Below are 21,058 nucleotides of genomic sequence, written 5' to 3' on the forward strand. Positions count from 1 at the left end.
CGCATCGTGTTCGATACGAGAAGGCTACGGCTATTAGCTTTAGCTTGTCAAGGGGTCGAGGAGGCGGATGCTGGGGGTCCCGGCATCCACCCACCGAATGCCGGGGTACCTCCTGAACCACGAGACCTGACGCCGCGCGTACCGACGCGTGAGCGCCTGGGTCTCGGCGACGGCCTCTTCTTCGTCCATCCGGCCGCCCAGCTGCGCGAGTGCCTGCGCGTAACCGATGGCGCGAGGCGCGGTCGGACCGGACTCGAGACCCCGGGCCCGGAGGCCCTCGACCTCGGCGAGCAGACCGTCCCGCCACATCCCCCGGACCCGCTCATCGAGGCGCTCGACCAGCTCTGCACGGTCCAGGTGGACACCGACGAGTTCGGTGGCGGGATGCCACAGCACGGGCGCCTCAGGGAGCGCAGCGCCGTGGGTGTCCGCCCCTTGGAGGAGCACCTCGAGGGCCCGGACGACACGCCGGCTGTTGCGCGGATCGAGGCGATCTGCTGCTCTCGGATCGAGGTCGCGGATCCGCTCGATCAGCGCCGCGGCTCCGAGCTCGTCGAGATCCGCCTCGAGCCGGGCGCGCAGCGCCGGGTCGCGGGGCGGGAAGCGGAAGTCGAAGACCACGCTCGACACGTAGAGCCCTGAGCCCCCGACGAGGATCGCGTCGGCCCCGCGGTCGAGGATGCCGCGGATCGTCGCGCGCGCCCTCTCCTGGTAGACGGCGACAGCGACGTCCTCGGTCACATCGAACTCGTCGAACAGATGATGCGGGATGCCGCGCCGCTCTGTCAGGGGGATCTTCGCGGTCCCGATGTCCATGCCGCGGTAGAGCTGCATGGCATCGGCGTTCACGATCTCCGCCGCGCGGCCGCGACGGATCAACTCCTCGGCGAGGTCCAGCGACAGCGACGTCTTACCCGTCCCGGTCGCTCCGACGATCGCCCACAGGCGCTCCGCGCCCACGAGGTCAGAGTCCGGGCGTCGCGGTGCGGATCATCGGCAGGCCGAGCGACACGGCGCGCGGACCGGCGTCACCGGTCGGGGCCGGGACACCGCAGGAGTCGGCCTGCGCACGATCCCACGCGTCGCCGGCGCGCGTGCGGCGGATGCGCAGCGGCGCGCCGTCCGGACTGTCGGCGAGGAGGTGGAACGGCGCGGCGTGCGTGACGACCGTCGTGACCACGTCGCCGGGACGCGGCGTCGGGGAACCCTCGGGCACCTCGAAGTGGACCAGGCGGTTGTCCTCGGCGCGGCCGGTCAGGCGGCGGGTCGCGGCATCCTTCTTCCCCTCCCCCGTCGAGACGAGAACCTCGACGGTGCGCCCGAGCTGGGCCTGGTTCTCCTCGAGGGAAATGCGCTCCTGCAAGGCGACGAGGCGGTTGTACCGCTCCTGGACGACCTCCTTGGGGACCTGATCGGGCATCGTCGCAGCGGGTGTCCCCTCGCGGATCGAGTACTGGAAGGTGAAGGCCCCCGCGAATCGCGCCTGCTCGACGACGCGCATGGTGTCCTCGAAGTCCTCGTCGGTCTCGCCCGGGAAGCCCACGATGATGTCGGTCGAGATCGCCGCGTGGGGCATCTTCTCGCGCACGCGGTCGAGGATGCCGAGGAACCGTTCGCTGCGGTACGACCGCCGCATCGCCTTGAGGATGCGGTCCGACCCGGACTGCAGCGGCATGTGCAGCTGCGGCATGACGGCAGGGGTCTCCGCCATCGCGTCGATGACGTCGTCGGTGAACGCAGCGGGGTGCGGGCTCGTGAAGCGCACGCGCTCGAGGCCCGGGATCTCGCCCGCCGCGCGCAGGAGCTTGCTGAACGCCTGGCGGTCGCCGAACTCGACGCCGTAGCTGTTGACGTTCTGGCCGAGGAGGGTGACCTCGATCGCGCCGTCGTCGACGAGCAGACGGATCTCGTTCAGGATGTCACCCGGGCGGCGATCCTTCTCCTTGCCGCGCAGGCTGGGGACAATGCAGAACGTGCAGGTGTTGTTGCACCCGACGGAGATCGAGACCCAGCCGCTGTGCGCCGAGTCGCGCTTGGTGGGGAGCGTCGACGGGAACACCTCGAGAGACTCGAGGATCTCGAGCTCCGCCTCGCCGTTGTGCCGCGCCCGCTCGAGGAGGCTCGGGAGCGAGCCCATGTTGTGGGTGCCGAAGACGACGTCGACCCAGGGTGCCTTCTGCTGGACGGCGTCCTTGTCCATCTGTGCCAGGCAGCCGCCGACGGCGATCTGCATGCCGTCGTGCTTGTCCTTGCGGCTCTTCAGGTGCCCGAGGGTGCCGTAGAGCTTGCCCGCGGCGTTGTCGCGGACGGCGCACGTGTTGATGACGACGACGTCGGCCTCGACTCCCGCGTCAGCACGGATGTAGCCGGCCGACTCGAGGGAACCGGACAGACGCTCGGAGTCGTGGACGTTCATCTGACACCCGAAGGTCCGCACCTCGTAGGTGCGGGAGCGACCATCGGCGGTGACGGCGGCGTCTGACGGGGCGATGAGAGTGGGGGCAGCGGAAGGGCTGGTCATGATCAGGCCATTCTACGAGCCGCGTCGCCTCGGGACGCCCCGGGCTGTGTCAGCGCAGGAGCGAGCGGATGCGGGCCGCAGAGATGGCGCTGAAGGTGACGGCGACGGCGACGAGAACGGTGACGGCGAGCCACACGGGGACGACGCTCGAGCCGACGAAGAGATCGATCCCGTAGATCTCCTTGAGGTCCCTGATGGCGCCGGCGTCCCCGCCGGCGAGAGCGGCGATCGTCTCGTCGGTGAACGGCAGGCGCAGGAGCATGGCTCCTTGGGCGAACGGGAGGGCGTTGATGGTCGACGCGACGCCATCGGGGAGAGACCCGACCGGGATGTAGGAACCCGCGACGAATCCGAGGACGGTACCCACGACCGTCGAGAACGCGGAATAGGCACCGGTCGTCTTCAAGAAGGAGGCCCCGAAGGCTCCCAGGGAGGTGAAGGCGACGCAGCAGAGCACCATCGCACCGATCGCCCGCAGGATCTCGAAAGGACCGAGCCACGCGCCGCGGACGAGTCCGAGTTCGAGCACGGTGAGGATGAGGATGATGCCCGACATGACGACCGCGACGGACACCGAGGACAGCAGGTAGCCGAGCACCAGCTGCGATCGCCGGATGGGGGCGACGAGGAAGTCGGCGAACCGGCCCGAGGCGCGATCGTCCACGAACACGGAGATCGCTCCGATCCCCGAGGTGACGGTCGTGAGCAGGACGATGCCCGACAGCATCCAACTGTCGACGAAGGCCTCGATGTCGGCGCGCGATGCGCGCGGGAGGGTGCGCTCGAGACCATCGACCTGCAGCCGGGAGAGGAAGAGCGTGTAGAGGAAGAAGAGGATGAGCCCGCTCAGCAACGAGAAGAAGACGTTCATCCGATCGCGGAAGAACAGGGTCAGATTGCGGCGCACGATGGCCGCGATGATGCTCATACGGCGTCCACGACCAGCTCACCGCGGCCGGTGAGGGCGAGGAAGACGTCGTCCATCCGACCGTGCCGGAACTCGAAGTCCAGAACGTCCTCGTCGTGCTCCGCCAGCAAGGTCCGTGCCCCCCGCGCGTCGGACACCTCGATCGTGAGGATGTCGCCGTCGCGAGTCGCGGTCAGTCCGCCGCGGGTGGCGAGGGCGGACAGCGTGTCCGGATCTCGTGTGGTGACGGTGAGGACGCTGCGACTGTGGCGTGCGCGCAGTTCAGTCGGCGTCCCGCTCGCGACGACGCGGCCCGCGTCGATGATGGTGACCTGATCCGCCTCTTCGGTCTCGGCCATGTAGTGGGTCGTCAGGAAGACGGTGAGACCCCGCTCGGAGCGGAGCCGATCGATCGCCGCCCACACCGCCACACGACTCGCGGGGTCCAAGCCTGCGGTCGGCTCGTCGAGGAAGAGGATCGACGGCTCGTGCATGAGCGCACGGGCGATGTCCGCGCGGCGACGCTGTCCGCCCGACAGCCGCCCGTAGGGACGGTCGAGGAACTCGTCGAGTTCGACGAGGAGCGAGATTTCGTCGAGTCTGGCAGCGAAGCGTCGACCGTCGATGTGGGAGAGCGTGGCTCGCAGGGCGAGGTTTTCGCGGACGGTCAGACCGTCATCGAGCAGCGACCGCTGGAACACGACGCCGATCCGCGACCGCACCCGTTCGCTCTCGGCCGACACGTCGTACCCCGCGACGCGGACCGTTCCGGCGTCCGCTCGAAGCAGCGTCGTGAGGCATCCGATCGTCGTGGACTTCCCGGCACCGTTCGCACCGAGGAAGGCGAACAGCTGGCCGTCCGGCACCGCGAAGGAGACCCCGTCGACCGCGGTGACGGTCTTGTACGACTTCACGAGACCGTCGACCTCGATCGCCATGCGCACACTCCTCCGGCCGCGCCGGGCGCGCGTAGGGCGAGTCTGTCAGATGGACGCAACCGTGGTCACGGTTCGAAGCGAACCCCATGCCGCGGGGGTGCGCTCGCCTCGTCGAGCGCACGACGCGCCACCGACAGGGCGACGGAGCCGTACCCGCGCCGGGCCAACTGACCGGCGAGGCGCCGGAGGGCCGTATCGCGATCGAGCCCTTCGAGCCCCCGCGCCTTGGACCGTGCGAACTCGAGAGCCCTCTCGGCCTCATCGTCGGGAAGTTGATCGAGCGCCTCGTCGATCACGTCGCGAGGGATGCCGCGCTGCGCCAGGCCCTGCGCGATCGCCATGCGACCCTGCGCCTTGCGGGACGTCGCTTTGTCGATCAGCTGCTCGGCGAGGGCGGCGTCGTCGAGGTACCCGAGCGAGACGAACCGATCGATGATGCCCTCGAGCTCGGCCTCGTCGAGATCGTGCTCGCGGAGCACCGACCGCGCCTCGCGAAGTGAGAGGGATCGCGTCCGGAGCTTGCGCAGGAGGATCCGCTCAGCCACGGCTGCGGGCGCATCCTGACCCGCCGGAGCCACGACGGGCACGGTGCCCGTCGCCGGGTGAGCGGCACGGGCCGCGGACCTCTCGGATGCCGCACGCTCGGCGATCCACGTCGCATGCCACGGCTGCGGATCATCGCCGTTTCCGGTGACCTCGCCGGCGTCGGTCGGGGCCTCCGTCCGGCGTCCGAAGAGCGGGATGACGGGGGCGAGCGAGTCCCGCTCGCCCCCGTTCGAATCCGTCATGATCAGGCCGGGCGGCGAGCCGTCAGCTCGTCCGACACCGCGGCATCCTCGGCGACGGCCTTCGGCTGACCGATGCCGAGCTTCTGCTTGATCTTGTTCTCGATCTCGGCAGCCACGTCGGTGTTCTTCAGCAGGAAGTTGCGCGAGTTCTCTTTGCCCTGGCCGAGCTGCTCACCCTCGTACGTGTACCAGGCACCCGACTTCTTCACGATGCCGTGCTCGACACCGAAGTCGATGAGGCTTCCCTCTCGCGAGATCCCGACGCCGTAGAGGATGTCGAACTCGGCCTGCTTGAAGGGCGGCGCCATCTTGTTCTTGACGACCTTCACGCGGGTGCGGTTACCGACCGCCTCGGACCCGTCCTTCAGGGTCTCGATACGGCGGATGTCCAGTCGCACCGAGGCGTAGAACTTGAGCGCCTTACCACCGGCGGTGGTCTCGGGCGACCCGAAGAACACGCCGATCTTCTCGCGGAGCTGGTTGATGAAGATCGCCGTGGTCTTCGTCTGGTTCAGACCACCGGTGATCTTGCGGAGCGCCTGCGACATCAGGCGGGCTTGGAGACCGACATGGGAGTCACCCATCTCACCCTTGATCTCGGCCTCGGGGACGAGAGCGGCGACGGAGTCGATGACGACCAGGTCGATGGCACCGGAGCGGATCAGCATGTCGGCGATCTCGAGCGCCTGCTCACCGGTGTCGGGCTGCGAGACGAGGAGGGCATCGATGTCGACGCCCAGCTTCTCGGCGTAGCCGGGATCCAGCGCGTGCTCGGCGTCGATGAAGGCGGCGATACCGCCGGCCCGCTGCGTGTTCGCGATGGCGTGGAGCGTGAGGGTCGTCTTACCCGAGGACTCGGGACCGTAGATCTCGACGACGCGGCCGCGAGGGATTCCGCCGATACCCAGGGCGACGTCGAGGGCGATCGATCCGGTCGGGATGACCTCGACCGGCGCGCGCTCGTCGCTTCCGAGTCGCATGATCGACCCCTTGCCGAACTGGCGGTCGATCTGGGCGAGGGCCGATTCGAGGGCCTTCTCGCGGTCTGCAGGTGAGGGCATGTCGTACTCCTTGATACTCGCGGTTCCGTCGCCCGTAGGCTGTCGCGCTCCTCACCGACGGATCGGATGCTGCGACAGGGCGTGGGTGTCATCTGACGACGTTCACGTTAGGAGGGGGCTCCGACATCGCTGCCGGATCCGGCCCTTACGTGAACGACGTCTCTACGACACCCGTTGTGCAGGAGACTACGCCCGCATCGAACGCATCTTCGATACGACACGCCGACTCACCGGCGTGGATCGAGCCTTCCGGCGCCGTAACGGCGGTCCACGGGGACGTCCGTCTCGGCGCACAGGGCATACCAGACATCACGCGGAGCGACACCTGCGGCCAAGGCCTCGCGGGCAGTCCGATTGTCGACGCCGGTCAGCACCAGGTCCGAGACGAGGGACGCGCCTCCCGATCCGAACTCGTCGGCGACGGCGCGATCGAATTCGCTGTGACGCATCGAGCGGTCAGCGCAGCGACAGCTCGGGGGCCGGGACCTCGTCGCCCAGGGAGGCGAGGTCGTCGGGAACGACGTCGGAGAGGGAATGCAGTCCCTCGAGCACCGAGATCCGCTCGCCGACCTCGCGCATGATCGCGGAGATCGGGACGTCGAGGGCCTCGGCCACGGCGGCGAGGATCTCGCTCGAGGCTTCCTTCTGACCGCGCTCGACCTCGCTGAGGTACCCGAGTGCGACGCTCGCCTTGCCGGAGACCTGTCGGAGGGTGTGACCCTTCTGCAGCCGGAAGTCGCGGAGGACGTCACCGATCTCTTGACGAACCAGGATCATGCGTGGGCCCTCCCTCAGCTGCGATCCACCGAATCCCTTGCGGGGGAACCACGGTACAACACGTTGGATGTCACCCTAGACCCCGCGTGCTGGGGAATGAGTGGGAATCACCGAGTCGTAACGCGCTCGGAACAAGGCCTATTCCCGGCTCAGAGCGCTTCCACCGCGAGGGCGATCGCACGGGCCGCTGCGGCCGTCCGGATCTCGTCCCGATCGCCCTCGAGCGCGAGGGACTCGACCCGCGAACCGAGCGGGGTCGACACGGCGATGTGGACTGTGCCGACGGGCTGGCCGTCCGAGGAGATCGGTCCGGCGATCCCGGTCGTGGCGATCCCCACGTCGGCAGGCTCCCCCTCGCCGACGACACGACGGATGCCGTCCGCCATCTGACGGGCGACACGGGGGTGGACCGGACCGTGCGCCTCGAGGAGAGTCCCGTCCACGCCGAGCAGCCGCTCCTTCAGATCCGTGGCGTACGCGACGATCGCCCCGCGGAACACCGAGGACGCCCCCGGGACGGACACGACGGATGCCGCGACCAGACCCCCGGTCAGCGACTCGGCGACGCCCAGCGTCCAGCCCAGTTCCCCGAGCCGTTCGACCAGTCGCTCCGAGTCCGATCGAGGACCGCGGGACACCGCGGTCTCCTCGAGCTCCTCCGGCAGTTCGCTGACGGTGCGGCGCATCATGCTCGGCGCGACGTGCGGGAACGGATGGCCGTGACGACGTAGTCGAGACCACTCGCAACGGTCAGCAGGACGGCGATCGTCATCGTCACCGTATTGACGACGTGGATCCACTGCCCCACGACCGTCCACAAGGGCAGGAGGGCGAGGGAGAGGGCGACGGCCTGGGCGACGGTCTTGAGCTTGCCCATCCACGCAGCCGCCACGACGTGGTCCGTCGCGACCACGAGGCGATGGACGGTGATGCCCAGTTCGCGCACCAGCACCAGCACGACCACCCACGGCGGGAGTTCACCGAGGATCGAGAGGACCACGAACGCGGCGCCGGTGAGCACCTTGTCGGCGATGGGGTCGAGCAGCTTGCCCAGATCCGTGACGATCTCATATCGACGCGCGAGGTAGCCGTCGATCCCGTCGGTCGCGATCGCGACGATGAACAGGACGCCCGCCCACCAACGGAGCGCGCCGTCCGATCCGCCGTCGGCGAGCAGAAGCCAGACGAACACGGGTGCGCACAGGATGCGCACGATCGTGATGGCGTTGGGCAGCTGCCTCGGAATCGTCACGTCTTGAGCCTACCGAGCCCCGCAGCCGACGTCAGTCGCGCCCCGTGAGACCCCAGGCATCCTCATCGCCCTCGGACTCGACGACCTCGTAACCCTCGAACTGCTCCGTCACCGCGTCCGGCCCGTAAGGGTCGGTCGCGACGGCCGCAGCCGCAGGGGCGGCGGCGGGCGCGGCATCCTCCGGCGGCTCCTCTCCGCGCAGACGCGCGAGAACGGCGGGGAGCTCGTCGGGCGTCACAAGGACGTCACGGGCCTTCGAGCCCTCGGAAGGGCCGACGATCTCGCGCGCCTCGAGGAGGTCCATGAGGCGTCCGGCCTTGGCGAAGCCGACCCGGAGCTTGCGCTGCAGCATCGAGGTCGAGCCGAACTGAGTCGTGATGATCTGCTCGGCGGCCGCCAGGAGGAGCTCGAGGTCGTCACCGATGTCGGCGTCGATCTCCTTCTTCTCGATGACCGCTTCGACATCCTTGCGGTACTCGGGACGCGCCTGGTTCTTGACGTGGCCCACGACCTTCTCGATCTCCTTCTCGGCCACCCAGGCACCCTGCACACGGACCGCCTTCGAGGCACCCATCGGCAGGAAGAGCCCGTCGCCCTGACCGATCAGGCGATCGGCTCCGGGCTGGTCGAGGATGACGCGCGAGTCCGTGACGCTCGTCACCGCGAAGGCCAGACGCGAGGGCACGTTCGCCTTGATGAGACCGGTGACGACGTCGACCGAGGGACGCTGCGTCGCCAGGACGAGGTGGATGCCGGAGGCACGGGCGAGCTGCGTGATGCGGACGATCGAGTCCTCGACGTCGCGGGGGGCGACCATCATGAGGTCCGCGAGCTCGTCGACGACCACGAGGAGGTACGGGTAGGGCTTGAGCACGCGCTCACTGCCCGCGGGGAGCTGGATCTCGTTGGCGACGACCGCCCTGTTGAAGTCGTCGATGTGGCGGAAGCCGAACGACGCGAGGTCGTCGTACCGCATGTCCATCTCCTTCACGACCCACTGCAGCGCCTCGGCCGCCTTTTTGGGGTTCGTGATGATGGGCGTGATGAGGTGCGGCACCCCGGCGTAGGACGTGAGCTCGACGCGCTTCGGGTCGATGAGGACCATGCGGACGTCCGACGGCTTCGCCCGCATCAGAAGGCTCGTGATCATGGAGTTCACGAAGCTCGACTTACCCGAGCCGGTGGAGCCGGCGACGAGCAGGTGGGGCATCTTCGCGAGGTTGGCGACGACGTACCCGCCGCCGACGTCCTTGCCGATGCCGATCGTCATGGGATGCGTCGCCTGCTGCGCGTTCGGCGAGCGGAGGACGTCGCCGAGGGTGACGATCTCGCGGTCGGTGTTCGGGATCTCGACGCCGATGGCGCTCTTGCCGGGGATCGGCGCGAGGATGCGGACCTCGTTGGAGGCGACGGCGTAGGCGATGTTGTTCGTGAGCGCCGTGATGCGCTCGACCTTGACCCCCGAGCCGAGCGAGATCTCGTACTGCGTCACGGTCGGGCCGCGGGAGAAGCCGGTCACCTTGGCGTCGATGGAGAACTGCTCGAAGACACCCATGATCGCGCGGACCATGGCGTCGTTGGCCTCGGACCGTGCCTTGTGGGGCGTCCCCGCCGCGAGCGCGTCAGCGGAGGGCAGGCGGTAGTCGGCGGCATCCGGATCGACGGAGTCGAGGTTCGCGGCCACGAAATCGGGCAGCGGCGGAACCGGCGGCGCCTCGGGCACGGCGTCGCGCTTGCGGCCGGGCGTGCGGGGAGCGGCGGGCGCGATGATCTCGGTGACCGCGTCGGGCATGACCTCGGGGGTCGGCGTCGTGACGGGGTTGTCGAAGCTGCCGTCACCGCTCGCCTCGAGGAGGGCCGTGAGGTCGTCCGCTCCGAGGCCGCCGTCGGCGTCCTCCTCACGGCCGGACTTGTTGCGGCGCCACCAGGGCAGGGAATCGCTCTCGTCCTCGGGAGCGTCGAACGCGACCGTCGGGCCGGTCTGTCCCTTCGCCGGGGCGGCGTCGGGATCGGGCCGCTCGGCGTCGAACATCCAGGCGTAGAGGTCGCCCAGGCGACGCCCGATGCGGTTGGGCGGCGTCTTGGTCAGGATGAGCACGCTCAGCAGGGCGAGCAGGCCCATGACGATTCCGGCGCCCACCTCGGTCAGCACCGTCAGGGGCTCACCGATCGCCCAGCCGAACAGTCCACCCGCGGCGCTCAACGCCATCAGACCCTCGCTGGGCTTCGGCCGGTCGGCCACGACGTGGCAGAAACCGGCCACCGCCAGGATGAACAGCCCGGCACCGATGCCGATGCGCCCGTTGTCGTGGACGGACGGCGGATGCCGGAACAGCCACCCGGCCAGAATCAGCAGGATGACGGGGAAGACGAAGGCCTCGCGGCCGATGAGCGCACCGACCGAGTAGGCGCTGATGTTCGTCCCGACCTCGGTACCGATGAGGAACCACTCCACGACGGCACCGGCGACGGCCATGAGCACCAGGAGGAATGGGAACCCGTCGCGGCGCTGATCCTTCTCGAGGGACTCGGATCCGAACGCCCGGAACATGCCGCCCGCGATGTGCGCGAGGCCCAGCCACGCGCGGACGACGATCGGCGGCCGATCGGCGTCATCGACGTAGTGGCGCGGTGCGGGTTCGGCCTTGCGGCGGGGGGCCGGATCGGCCTTCTTCGCGCGCGCCGAGGAGCCCGACGCGGACGCGCGGGGTTTGCTGGTCGGACTGCTACTCCTGGGCATACTCTCCACGGTAAGCCGCGGGACCGACATGTCCCAGGATTGACGCGACCCCGCGACCGTCGGGACTCAAGAGAGGCGCTTGATCATGGTGTCGCGCCCGAATCCGCTGCGGGTCACCGCGAACCCCTCCGAGCGATAGAGGACCTGCGCGAAATTTCCTCGCTCGACGGAGAGGCAGATGCGCGCGCGGCCCTCGGCTCGAGCGGCCTCGCACAGCCGGCGCAGCAGAGTGCGACCGACGCCGTGCGAGCGCCAGAGCGCCTTCACCCCGATGATGAGCTCGGGCACCCCGGTCCCCACGTAGCCGAATCCGGGGTCGGTCCGAGGGAGGGTGCGGTACCAGGCCGCGCCGATCAGCTCCGACCCGGCGACGGCGACGAAACCGACGTCCCCCGGGCGCATCCATCCGGCGAGGTACAGACCGTGATCGGGATCGGCCAGGATCTCATGCCGCGGTCGCGGGGCGCCGGCTCGCCAGTTGGCGGCCTCGACGACCATGTCGCCGAGGAACACGCCGTCCGCCTGCGTGGCAGGACGAAGCGACCACGACTCGGGCATGCCCGAATGCTAGCGCCCGGGTCAGGCCTCGATCACCATGGGGACGATCATCGGACGGCGACGCAGCGACTGGTTCACCCAGCGGCCGATCGTACGACGGACGACCTGCTGCAGGGCGTGCGGGTCGCGGACGCCCGACTGGGCGGCTTCGGTCAGCGCCTGGGCGATCTTCGGCTTCACCGAATCGAACACGGCGTCGTCCTCCGCGACTCCGCGCGCGTGGATCTCAGGCCCCGTGACGATGCGGCCGGTCGCGGCATCCACCACCACGATGACGGAGATGAAGCCCTCCTCACCGAGGATGCGGCGGTCCTTGAGGTCGGCATCCGTGATCTCGCCGACCGATGATCCGTCGACGTAGACGAAGCCCAGGTCGAGCTGACCGACGACCGTCGCGACGCCGTCCTTGAGGTCGATGACCGTGCCGTTCTCGGCGATGATCGTGTTCGCCGCGGGGACGCCGCTGTCCTGGGCGAGCTTCGCGTTCGCCATCAGGTGCCGGTACTCGCCGTGGACGGGGAGCACGTTCTTCGGCTTCAGGATGTTGTAGCAGTAGAGCAGCTCGCCCGCGGCGGCGTGGCCCGAGACGTGGACCTTCGCATTCGCCTTGTGGACGACGTTGGCGCCGAGCTTCGTCAGGCCGTCGATCACGCGGTACACCGCGTTCTCGTTGCCCGGGATGAGGCTCGACGCGAGGATGACGGTGTCGCCCTCCCCCGGCTCGATCGCGTGGTCGAGGTTGGCCATGCGGGACAGGACCGCCATGGGCTCTCCCTGCGACCCGGTGGACATGTAGACGATGCGGTCGTCGGGCAGGTCCTTGGCCTTCTTGTAGTCGATCAGCACGCCGTCGGGCACGTGCAGGTAGCCCAGCTGCTCGGCGATCGTCATGTTCCGGACCATCGAGCGGCCGAGGAACGCGACGCGGCGACCGTGCGCGGCGGCCGCGTCGATGACCTGCTGGACGCGGTGGATGTGGCTCGAGAAGCTCGCGACGATGACGCGACGCGGCGCCTTGCCGATGACCTGGTCGAGCACCGGGCCGATCGCCCGCTCGAGCGGGGTGAACCCGGGCACGTCCGCGTTCGTCGAGTCGACGAGGAACATGTCGACGCCCTCTTCGCCGAGACGCGCGAAGGCGCGGAGGTCCGTGAGGCGGCCGTCGAGCGGCAGCTGATCCATCTTGAAGTCACCGGTTGCCAGCACGAGTCCGGCAGGGGTGCGGATGCCGACGGCGAGCGCATCGGGGATGGAGTGGTTCACCGCGACGAACTCGAGGTCGAACGGTCCGACCTGCTCGCGCTGCCCCTCCTTCACCGTAAGCGTGTAGGGCTTGATCCGGTGTTCCTTGAGCTTCGCCTCGACGAGCGCGAGGGTCAGCTGCGAACCGATGAGGGGGATGTCGCCCTTGCGCTTGAGCAGGTACGGGACCGCACCGATGTGGTCCTCGTGGCCGTGCGTGAGGACGACGCCGACGATGTCGTCGAGGCGTCCGCGGATCGCCTCGAAGTCGGGGAGGATCAGGTCGACGCCGGGCTGGTGCTCCTCGGGGAAGAGCACGCCGCAGTCGACGATCAGCAGCTTGCCGTCGAACTCGAAGACGGTCATGTTGCGACCGATCTCACCGAGTCCGCCGACGGGGGTCACCCGGAGCGTTCCGGGAGCGAGCTTGGCGGGGGCGGAGACGGTATTTGTCATCGAGTGGTTCCATGCACCTTCGGAAGGGCGCCGCCGGCAGCGGCATTGCGATCAGGTCGGAAGTTGGAGAAGTCGGCGCCCTCGATGTCCTTCACGAGGTCGAGCTCGTCCTCGATGAGGGCGGCCTCCCACTCTTCGGGTCCTACGAGCGGCAAGCGCACGCGCGGACTCGAGATGCGGCCGAGGCCGTGAAGGATGTACTTGGCGCTGACCGTCCCCGGGACGTGCGTCATGACGGCACGGACGAGCGGTTCGAGCTTCTGGTGGGCGGCGGTCGCCGTCGTGAGGTCTCCCCGGTTGACGGCATCCACGATGGCCCGATACGGAGCCGACGTGATGTTCGCCGTGACGCCGATGAGACCGGCGGCCCCGATCGAAAGGTGCGGGAGGACGTTCGCGTCGTCGCCGGAGAAGTAGAGCAGGTCCGTCTGGTTGAGGACCCGGCTGACCTCGCTGAAGTCGCCCTTGGCGTCCTTCACCGCGAGGATGTTCGGGTGCTTGGCGAGGCGGAGGATCGTCTCGTACTTGATGGGCACGCCGGTGCGACCGGGGATGTCGTAGAGGATCACCGGCAGGTCGGTGGCGTCCGCGACGAGGCGGAAGTGGGTCAGGATGCCGGCCTGGGTCGGCTTGTTGTAGTACGGCGTGACGATCATGATGCCGTCCGCGCCGGCCTTCTCGCTCGCCTTGTAGAGCTCGATCGCGTGCGCGGTCTCGTTGGAACCGCCGCCCGTGATGATCTTCGCGCGGCCGGAGGAGACGGACTTGCCCACCTCGACGAGCTTCAGCTTCTCGGCATCCGTCAGCGTGCTGGTCTCACCGGTCGTGCCGGTCACGACGATGCCGTCGGCACCGCCGGTGATGACGTCGTCGATGTGCTTCTCTACGGCCGGCCAATCGACCTCGCCGTCGGCCGTCATCGGAGTGACGAGCGCGACGAGCACCTGACCGAACGGATTGGCGGAGTGCGTCATGGTTCCCAGGGTACCGGTCGGGGTCCGTCGGCCGCGTCGTGGGTTCGTTGGGGGTGGGTGGCGGGGCGGTCGCGGGGCGACCGGTATCGCAGAGCAGCGGCGAGTCGCGCGGCGGAGCGGTCTTCTTCGTCAGCGGCCGCGGGAGGCGGCGGCGACCACGAGGCGATCGGGCAGCAGCCGTGACACGGCGACGAGCACCTTGTACCGGAGTGACGGGATGCTGACGGCCCGGCCGCGCGCGGCATCCTTCAGCGACGCGCGCACCACCTGCGGGGCGGTCAGCCACATCCAGCCGGCGACCCCCTCCTCCCCCGGCGGCAGGCCGAGTCGCTCGTGGAAGTTCGTGTGGACGTAGCCGGGACAGACCGCCGTGACGGTCACTCCCCTCGGGGCGTAGACCGCGTTCGCCCACCGGCTGAAGCTGACGACCCAGGCCTTCGCCGCGCCGTAGGTGCCACGCGGGACGAGGGCGGCGACCGAGGCGATGTTCAGGATGCGGCCGCGTCCTCGCGCGAGCATGCCCGGCAGGGCGGCCCGTGTCAGCCTCATCGTGACCTCGACGTGCAGTTCGAGGTGCCGGGCCTCGTCTTCGATGTCGCCCGAGGCGAACCCGAGCGAGAGCCCGTACCCAGCGCTGTTGACGAGAAGATCGACGTCCTGCTCGAGTCGCTCCTCGACGAGCCGTCGCTGAGCGGGGTCCAGCAGGTCCGCGACGAGGATCTCGGCACGTCCACCGCGGCCTTCGATCTCGTCGGCCAGGACCTGCAGGGCGCCGCGGTCCCGGGCGACGAGGACGACGTCGGCGCCGCGCGCCGCCAGCTGGCGGGCGTACTCCGCTCCGATACCGGAGCTCGCTCCCGTGACGAGTGCAGTGCGGGTCATGCGCGTCAGCCTAGGACGCGCCGGAGGTCAGGGGGCGACGCGACCGTTCGCGTTGAAGGCGGCGTACGTGAGCGGCATGAGTTCGCGCCACACGTTCTCCATCTTCTCGGCGCACATCTCGATCTCGCGCTGCGGGAACGACGGGAAGTGCGTACCCTCGCGCATCGTGCGCAGCGACAGGAAGTTCATGAGCGACCGGGCGTTCACCGTGACGTACATCGACGACATGATGTTGAGCGGCAGGACGATGCGGGCGACTTCACGCGCGACGCCGGCATCCAGCATCCGCTGGTAGCTCTCGAAGGCGGCGATGGATGCCTCGCGCGTCTCGCGGGCAACGAGCTCGACCTGCTCCTCGGAACCGGGGAGGAACTGGTACGCGCCGGGCTTGCCGACCTGGACGAGATTCCGCTCGGGCGCGGGGACGTAGAACACGGGACGGAGCTCGCGGTAGCGGCCCGACTCCTCGTTGTAGGACGCCATCCGGTGCCGCATGAACTCGCGGAAGACGAAGATCGGCGCCTGCACGTAGAAGGTCATCGAGTTGTGCTCGAACGGCGAACCGTGGCGGTCGCGCATCAGGTAGTTGATGAGGCCGCGGTCGCGGGCGGTCGCCTCGGAGCCGTCGGCGGCCGAAGCGAGGGTCTGCTCGCCCTGCGTCGACACGCGCGCCGCGAACAGCACGTCACTGTCCGCTGCCGACGAGCGCACCAGCTCGACCGTGACATCGCTGCGGAACTCGATCTCGGGGCTCTCGGGGCGCTCACTCACGGCTCACACACTACCCGCCGGGGCCGTCACGAACGACGCGGGGCGAACCGCACCACAGCGCGCAGGACTACTGTGGAGCGGTCATGGAACTCCTCCCCGCCATCCTCGTGCTGACCGCGCTCCTCGTGGTCACCGTCGGCATCGGTCTGACCCTGCGGTGGCGGCAGAACCGGCCCCGTCCCTTCGACCCGCGCGAGATCGTCGAACCGACCCGTCTCGGGGCCGAACGACTCGGCGAGACGGCGACGCTGCTGCAGTTCAGCACCGAGATGTGCAGCCGGTGCCCCGGCGTCCACCGCACGCTCCGCGAGATCGCCGACGACCGCGACGGCGTCCTGCACCTGAACGTCGACCTCACGCACCGCGTCGACATCGCCCAGCACTTCCGCGTCCTGCAGACGCCCACGACACTGATCCTCGACAAGGACGGCATGGTGCGCTCCCGCTTCGGCGGTGTCCCGGGCCGCCAGGTCGTCGAGATGGAGCTCGACCGCGTGACGGCGGGAGCCGACCGTGGCTGAGGTGCGAGGGATCGACCCGCGGGGCCCGCGCTTCGCGGCATCCGTCACCGCAGTGTTGCTCCTGGTCGCGACGCTGCTGGCTCTCGTGGGCATCTCTACCCAGGGCTCCGCGTCGTTCGGTTGGTTCGCCTACCAGCCCGTCGGGGACTTCGCCTTCGTCGCGGGGAGGGCCTGGGCGATCGAGATGGCTCCGGTCGGAGCCCGCGTCGCAGACCCCGGCTTCCTCGCCGTCCTCGTCATCGCGCTCCTGTTCCTCTGGGGCGTCGTCTCGCCGCGCACCGCACCGTGGGGCGTGCTCTACCGGCGGGCGATCCAGCCGCGCCTCGCTCCCCCGACCGACCTCGAGGATCCCCGCCCGCCCCGCTTCGCGCAGGGCGTCGGTCTGTTCGTGACGACCGTGGGCCTCGCCCTGCACGTGCTCGGCGTCCCGCTCGCCCTCCCCATCGCGGCGGCGCTCGCCTTCATGGCTGCGTTCCTGAACGCGGCGTTCGGCCTGTGCCTCGGATGCCAGTTGTGGCTCCTCTTGCAGCGAGTCGGTCTCGTCGGCCGCACCGCCTGACGGTCGGCTCGCTCCGCGTCAAGTCATATCCCGCTCTGAACCGCGAGGCATATGCTCGGCAGCGATCGGTCACGACCACGACAGAGGAGACACCATGAGCGTCACGAGCGAAGCCACCACCAGCTGGAAGGGCACCCTGTTCGAAGGGTCGGGCGAGGTCGCCCTGGAGAGCTCCAACCAGGGACCGCTTCCCGTGAACTGGAAAGCGCGCAGCGAGGGATCGACCTCGGTGACGACCCCCGAGGAACTGATCGCAGCGGCCCATTCGTCGTGCTTCAGCATGGCCCTCTCGAATGCCCTGGCCGAGAACGGCACCCCTCCCGAGAGCGTCGAGACGACGGCATCCGTGACCTTCATCCCCGGGACCGGCATCACCGGCTCGCACCTGAACGTCAGCGCCACCGTCCCCGGCCTGTCGGCGGAGGACTTCGACCGCATCGCGAACGAGGCGAAGACGGGATGCCCCGTCTCGGCCGCTCTGTCGGGCATCGAGATCACGCTCGAGGCGACGCTTGCCTGAGCGCCGCGTCGTCGTCTCGGGCGCGTCCGGCCTGATCGGACGCGCCCTCATCGACTCCCTCGTCGCCGACGGCTACACCGTCACGCGGCTCGTCCGGCACCCCGCGCAGGGACCGGATGAGGTGACCTGGGCGCCCGGCGAGAAGCCGCTCGATCCCGCCGTGCTCGCCGGTGCGGAGGCCGTCGTCAACTTCAACGGGGCGACCATCGGACGCTTCCCGTGGACGGCCTCGTACAAGAAGCAGCTGGTCTGGTCGCGTCTGCGCCCGACGCAGACGCTCGCCCGCGCACTGCGGGAGCTCGGAGACGACGCGCCGCTGTTCGTCAGCTCATCGGCGTCGGGGTACTACCCGCCCGACGGCCATGGGCGCACGTTCGACGAGTCCGGTCCGCGGGGCGACGCGTTCCTGTCCGAACTCTGCGGCGAGTGGGAGGCTGCCGCCGTCGCGTCGGGTGCGCGCACGGCGCTCCTGCGCACCGCTCCGGTCGTGCACCGCGAGGGTGTGCTGAAGCCGCTCATGCTGCTCACCAAGCTCGGGTTGTCGGGGCCGCTCGGCCGCGGGACCCAGGTGTGGCCGTGGATCTCGCTCGATGACGAGATCCGCGGCATCCGTCACGTCATGGACCACGGCATCACGGGACCCGTGAACCTGACCGGGCCCGAGCGTGCCACGGCGAACGACCTCGGGTTCGCGCTCGCCCGTCGCCTGAACCGGCCCTACCTGCTGCGCGCACCCCTGTGGGCGATCCGGCTCGTCCTGGGCAGGGACGCCGTCGACGCGCTGCTCGCGACGGACTCGCACGTCGTGCCTGCGGTCCTCCTCGAATCAGGGTTCGAGTTCCACCACCCGACCGTCGAGGACGCCGTGGCCGCGGCCGTCTGAGGCCGCACGGCGCTTCGTCAGCGGCGGCGCTCGGCGCGCTCGTGCGAGATCGCGGTACGGATCGCGCCGCGGGCGCGCCGACGGTCGCCGGCTCCGTCGTAGAGGAGCCCGAGCCGGTACCAGGCACGCCAGTCAGCCGGGTCGGCCTCGACGGCGTCGCGGTAGGCGGGGAAGAGGGCGTCGACCTCGGCCTGGACGGGCCTGCCGCTGGGGCGGAGCGTGAGCTCCTCCGCGGGCAGGGCGCCCTCGGCTTCGAGTCGCCGCCCCAGGCGCTCCGCTCCGGCACCGAAACTCAGCTCTCGCCACAGGGCCCAGATGGCGACGACGGGCAGCAGCACGAGAGCGACACCCATGGCGATGCCGACCGGATCACCGCTGGCCACGAGGAGCACCGCGCGCTGACCGACCAGGTAGATGTAGAGGGCGAGGGTGACGGCGACGATCGCGACGCCGATCCGGGTCCTCATCGGGCGGTCGCCGCTGCGGCCTGGTCAGAGGCGTCGCCGTCGGCGACGGGCGCGGTGCGGGCGGGCTGCGGCATCCGGATGCCGATGTCGATCATCGAGTCGAGCCCCACGACGACGCCGGACGCGTCCCGCGCCGCCGCGAGGGCGACACGGATGCCGGGGGCATAGGCCGCGGCGGGGTCGATCGTGTCGTGGACGATCATGAGGGACTCCCCCGGTCCCGACAGAATCGTCTCCTGCCGAGCGACGACCCCCGGACGGCGCAGGGAGTGCACGGGGATGCTCGCGATCTGCTGGCCGCGGGCGCGCTGGTCGACGTGCGGTGCCTCGACGGGGCCGGCCTCGGAGCGGGCGGCGGCGATCAGCTCCGCGGTGCGGACGGCGGTGCCGCTCGGGGAGTCCACCTTCGTCTCGCGGTGGGTCTCGACGATCTCGATCGAGGGGAAGAACGGGGCGGATGCCGCGGCGAGAGCCGACCCGATGACGGAGCCGAGCGAGAAGTTGGGGATGAAGACCGCGCCGGTGCCCGCGGCATCCACCAGGGGACGGACGGGGGCGATGCGCTCGGCCGACCAGCCGGAGGTCCCGACGAGGACGTTCTTGCCCCGCTCGATCGCGGCGCGGACGACGTCGATCGACACGGCGGGGGTCGACGCGTCGACGACGAGGTCGGCGGCGTCCAACTCGGCCAGGTCACTGGCGGAGCCGAGCACGGCGACCGTCTCGAAACCCTCCGTCGCCGCGATGACCCCGGCGATGATGCTGCCGAGCTTGCCGGTCCCGCCCACCAGGGCCACGCGCGTCGTCATGCGTCCAGCCTAGGCGGGGAGGACGGCGGCGACCGTGTCCCACGCGAGCTTCACGACCAGCAGACCCAGGACGACGAGGAAGACGATCCTGACGAATCCGTTGCCGCCGCGGGTCGCCATCCTCGCACCGATGAACCCGCCCGTGATGTTCGCGCACGCCATGACGAGACCGAGCGCCAGGATGATCTCGCCGTGGACTCCGTAGACGATCAGCGCGGCGAGGTTCGTCGTGAGGTTCGCGATCTTCGCGTTGACACTCGCCTGCAGGAAGCCGAAGCCGAGCACCCCGACGAGGAGGATCACGAAGAACGAGCCGGTTCCGGGTCCCAGGATGCCGTCGTAGAACCCCACGCCGAGTCCGATGACTCCCGAGCGCCAGACGATCGCACGACGCTCGGCATGCCGAGGCTCGTGATGCAGGCCCATCCGGGGACGCAGGAGCGTGTAGACGCCGACCGCCACGACGGCGACGAGGACGACCGGGGTCAGGACCTCGCGCGGGACGTACCTCGACAGCGCGGCGCCGACGGCGGACCCCGCGAAGGCGCCGACGACGAGCGGGATCAGGAGGACGAGGTGGACCTTCACCCGCCGCAGATAGACCCAGCTGGCCGACAGCGTCCCGAAGAACGAGCTCAGCTTGTTCGTTCCGAGGATGAAGGGGGTCGCGACGTCCTTCGGTACGCCGATGACCAGCGCCGGCAACTGGATGAGGCCGCCGCCGCCCACGACGGCGTCGACCCAGCCGGCGACTCCGGCAGCGACCACGAGGAACAGTAGCGCGCTCGCGGAGACGGGGAGCCAGTCGGCGAGCAGAGGACCGGTCAGCACCTCACACCGAGAGGATGTCGGGAAGGCCCGTCCGCAGCTCCACGGGGAGGTGTGCCAGGTCGTTGTGGGACACGAGCGACCAGGGGCGCCCCGGCCGCTGCGCGAGAACGGTCAAGCCGCAGTGGGCCTGGTTGATCGTCAGCCAGCGCCACTCGGGCGCCTGCAGGACCTCGCGGACGAACCAGGCGATCACGAAGTTGTGGGTGATGAGCAACTCGTGCGCATGGGGACGGTGCGCGAGGAACTCCGCCCCGGCATCCGCCATCTGCGCGGATCCCGCGTCGGCCTCGGCCTCGGTGACGCCGCCGAAGAACGGCTCGTAGACGTGCGGGGTGTCGGGCGTCATGCCGCTCGGCACGCAGTCGAAGAGGAGGGCCGTGGGCTCGGGGTCGACGGCCGGTAGCCGCTCGGCGACCGCTCGCGCGGTCTCGGCGGCGCGCAGCAACGGCGAGTGCCAGACCGCCGTGAGGGGGACCCCCGAGAGGCGGTCGGCGAGGAGCTCCGCTTGACGACGTCCTCGCGGGGACAGCGGTCCGTCAGCGAGGCCGTGTTCGGCGTCGAGGTGTTCGCCGTGCCGCACCAGATACAGATAGTGCGTCAC

24 protein-coding genes are annotated in these 21,058 nt (G+C 69.5%); 4 read left to right on the forward strand and 20 right to left on the reverse strand.

Annotation, left to right across the window (positions count from 1 at the left end; all coding sequences use genetic code 11):
* Window positions 1-39: 39 nt before the first annotated feature.
* The 16 genes from miaA to thyX all read right to left on the reverse strand — a co-directional run bounded on the left by miaA (window position 40) and on the right by thyX (window position 15,867).
* Complete coding sequence (gene miaA / locus AC4NN1_RS06895) at window positions 40-960, reverse strand: tRNA (adenosine(37)-N6)-dimethylallyltransferase MiaA (RefSeq protein WP_491954892.1); 921 nt, start codon at window positions 958-960, stop codon at window positions 40-42.
* 4 nt (window positions 961-964) lie between these two features.
* On the reverse strand, window positions 965-2,521 hold the full coding sequence (gene miaB, locus AC4NN1_RS06900) for a tRNA (N6-isopentenyl adenosine(37)-C2)-methylthiotransferase MiaB (RefSeq protein WP_311859491.1): 1,557 nt from the start codon (window positions 2,519-2,521) through the stop codon (window positions 965-967).
* Between the two features lie 49 nt (window positions 2,522-2,570).
* Window positions 2,571-3,449, reverse strand: coding sequence for an ABC transporter permease (locus tag AC4NN1_RS06905; protein ID WP_491954893.1), 879 nt, complete (start codon window positions 3,447-3,449; stop codon window positions 2,571-2,573).
* Window positions 3,446-4,366, reverse strand: coding sequence for an ABC transporter ATP-binding protein (locus AC4NN1_RS06910; RefSeq protein ID WP_491954894.1), 921 nt, complete (start codon window positions 4,364-4,366; stop codon window positions 3,446-3,448). Before AC4NN1_RS06910 ends, AC4NN1_RS06905 begins: the two co-directional genes overlap by 4 nt.
* A gap of 65 nt (window positions 4,367-4,431) precedes the next feature.
* On the reverse strand, window positions 4,432-5,154 hold the full coding sequence (locus AC4NN1_RS06915; protein ID WP_018187208.1) for a regulatory protein RecX: 723 nt from the start codon (window positions 5,152-5,154) through the stop codon (window positions 4,432-4,434).
* 2 nt (window positions 5,155-5,156) lie between these two features.
* A complete protein-coding gene (recA, locus tag AC4NN1_RS06920) occupies window positions 5,157-6,215 on the reverse strand; it encodes a recombinase RecA (protein ID WP_018187207.1) in 1,059 nt (352 codons plus the stop codon).
* A gap of 227 nt (window positions 6,216-6,442) precedes the next feature.
* A complete protein-coding gene (locus AC4NN1_RS06925; RefSeq protein ID WP_018187206.1) occupies window positions 6,443-6,664 on the reverse strand; it encodes a DUF3046 domain-containing protein in 222 nt (73 codons plus the stop codon).
* Between the two features lie 7 nt (window positions 6,665-6,671).
* Window positions 6,672-6,992 (reverse strand): helix-turn-helix domain-containing protein, encoded by a 321-nt coding sequence (locus AC4NN1_RS06930; RefSeq protein ID WP_018187205.1) that lies wholly within the window; start codon window positions 6,990-6,992, stop codon window positions 6,672-6,674.
* Between the two features lie 149 nt (window positions 6,993-7,141).
* Complete coding sequence (locus tag AC4NN1_RS06935; RefSeq protein ID WP_491954895.1) at window positions 7,142-7,678, reverse strand: CinA family protein; 537 nt, start codon at window positions 7,676-7,678, stop codon at window positions 7,142-7,144.
* On the reverse strand, window positions 7,678-8,244 hold the full coding sequence (pgsA, locus tag AC4NN1_RS06940; RefSeq protein ID WP_491954896.1) for a CDP-diacylglycerol--glycerol-3-phosphate 3-phosphatidyltransferase: 567 nt from the start codon (window positions 8,242-8,244) through the stop codon (window positions 7,678-7,680). The genes AC4NN1_RS06935 and pgsA overlap by 1 nt, the downstream gene beginning before the upstream one ends.
* A gap of 31 nt (window positions 8,245-8,275) precedes the next feature.
* Window positions 8,276-10,984, reverse strand: coding sequence for a DNA translocase FtsK (locus AC4NN1_RS06945; RefSeq protein ID WP_491954897.1), 2,709 nt, complete (start codon window positions 10,982-10,984; stop codon window positions 8,276-8,278).
* A 66-nt stretch (window positions 10,985-11,050) separates the two neighbouring features.
* A complete protein-coding gene (locus AC4NN1_RS06950) occupies window positions 11,051-11,542 on the reverse strand; it encodes a GNAT family N-acetyltransferase (RefSeq protein ID WP_491954898.1) in 492 nt (163 codons plus the stop codon).
* Window positions 11,543-11,563: 21 nt separating this feature from the next.
* Window positions 11,564-13,240: a ribonuclease J gene (locus AC4NN1_RS06955; protein ID WP_026302895.1), complete on the reverse strand. Its 1,677-nt coding sequence runs from the start codon at window positions 13,238-13,240 to the stop codon at window positions 11,564-11,566.
* Window positions 13,237-14,214 (reverse strand): 4-hydroxy-tetrahydrodipicolinate synthase, encoded by a 978-nt coding sequence (dapA, locus tag AC4NN1_RS06960; protein WP_018187199.1) that lies wholly within the window; start codon window positions 14,212-14,214, stop codon window positions 13,237-13,239. Before dapA ends, AC4NN1_RS06955 begins: the two co-directional genes overlap by 4 nt.
* Before the next feature lie 129 nt (window positions 14,215-14,343).
* Window positions 14,344-15,096 carry an SDR family NAD(P)-dependent oxidoreductase gene (locus AC4NN1_RS06965; RefSeq protein WP_491954899.1) on the reverse strand — a complete coding sequence of 251 codons (753 nt, stop codon included), beginning with the start codon at window positions 15,094-15,096 and terminating at the stop codon, window positions 14,344-14,346.
* A 27-nt stretch (window positions 15,097-15,123) separates the two neighbouring features.
* Window positions 15,124-15,867, reverse strand: coding sequence for an FAD-dependent thymidylate synthase (thyX, locus tag AC4NN1_RS06970; protein WP_020098293.1), 744 nt, complete (start codon window positions 15,865-15,867; stop codon window positions 15,124-15,126).
* An 83-nt stretch (window positions 15,868-15,950) separates the two neighbouring features.
* On the opposite strand from thyX, the gene AC4NN1_RS06975 reads away from it, so the two are divergent.
* From AC4NN1_RS06975 to AC4NN1_RS06990, 4 genes are all read left to right on the forward strand, one after another.
* On the forward strand, window positions 15,951-16,388 hold the full coding sequence (locus AC4NN1_RS06975; protein ID WP_020098292.1) for a TlpA family protein disulfide reductase: 438 nt from the start codon (window positions 15,951-15,953) through the stop codon (window positions 16,386-16,388).
* Window positions 16,381-16,947 carry a DUF4395 domain-containing protein gene (locus AC4NN1_RS06980; protein WP_018187195.1) on the forward strand — a complete coding sequence of 189 codons (567 nt, stop codon included), beginning with the start codon at window positions 16,381-16,383 and terminating at the stop codon, window positions 16,945-16,947. Before AC4NN1_RS06975 ends, AC4NN1_RS06980 begins: the two co-directional genes overlap by 8 nt.
* A gap of 94 nt (window positions 16,948-17,041) precedes the next feature.
* Entirely contained in the window at window positions 17,042-17,467 is a 426-nt protein-coding gene (locus AC4NN1_RS06985; RefSeq protein WP_018187194.1) for an OsmC family peroxiredoxin, read from the forward strand.
* Complete coding sequence (locus AC4NN1_RS06990; RefSeq protein WP_491954900.1) at window positions 17,460-18,350, forward strand: TIGR01777 family oxidoreductase; 891 nt, start codon at window positions 17,460-17,462, stop codon at window positions 18,348-18,350. Before AC4NN1_RS06985 ends, AC4NN1_RS06990 begins: the two co-directional genes overlap by 8 nt.
* Window positions 18,351-18,367: 17 nt before the next feature.
* Here AC4NN1_RS06990 and AC4NN1_RS06995 read toward each other — a convergent pair whose 3' ends face one another.
* Genes AC4NN1_RS06995 through AC4NN1_RS07010 form a run of 4 tightly spaced genes read right to left on the reverse strand, consistent with a single transcriptional unit; the run spans window position 18,368 to window position 21,058 of the window.
* Window positions 18,368-18,817 carry a tetratricopeptide repeat protein gene (locus AC4NN1_RS06995; RefSeq protein ID WP_018187192.1) on the reverse strand — a complete coding sequence of 150 codons (450 nt, stop codon included), beginning with the start codon at window positions 18,815-18,817 and terminating at the stop codon, window positions 18,368-18,370.
* Entirely contained in the window at window positions 18,814-19,626 is an 813-nt protein-coding gene (dapB, locus tag AC4NN1_RS07000; RefSeq protein WP_491954901.1) for a 4-hydroxy-tetrahydrodipicolinate reductase, read from the reverse strand. The genes AC4NN1_RS06995 and dapB overlap by 4 nt, the downstream gene beginning before the upstream one ends.
* Before the next feature lie 9 nt (window positions 19,627-19,635).
* Window positions 19,636-20,457 (reverse strand): sulfite exporter TauE/SafE family protein, encoded by an 822-nt coding sequence (locus tag AC4NN1_RS07005; RefSeq protein ID WP_311859472.1) that lies wholly within the window; start codon window positions 20,455-20,457, stop codon window positions 19,636-19,638.
* Between the two features lies 1 nt (window position 20,458).
* Window positions 20,459-21,058: a histidine phosphatase family protein gene (locus AC4NN1_RS07010; protein WP_026302894.1), complete on the reverse strand. Its 600-nt coding sequence runs from the start codon at window positions 21,056-21,058 to the stop codon at window positions 20,459-20,461.

Source organism: Microbacterium sp. MDV22-iso44 (assembly GCF_058629135.1).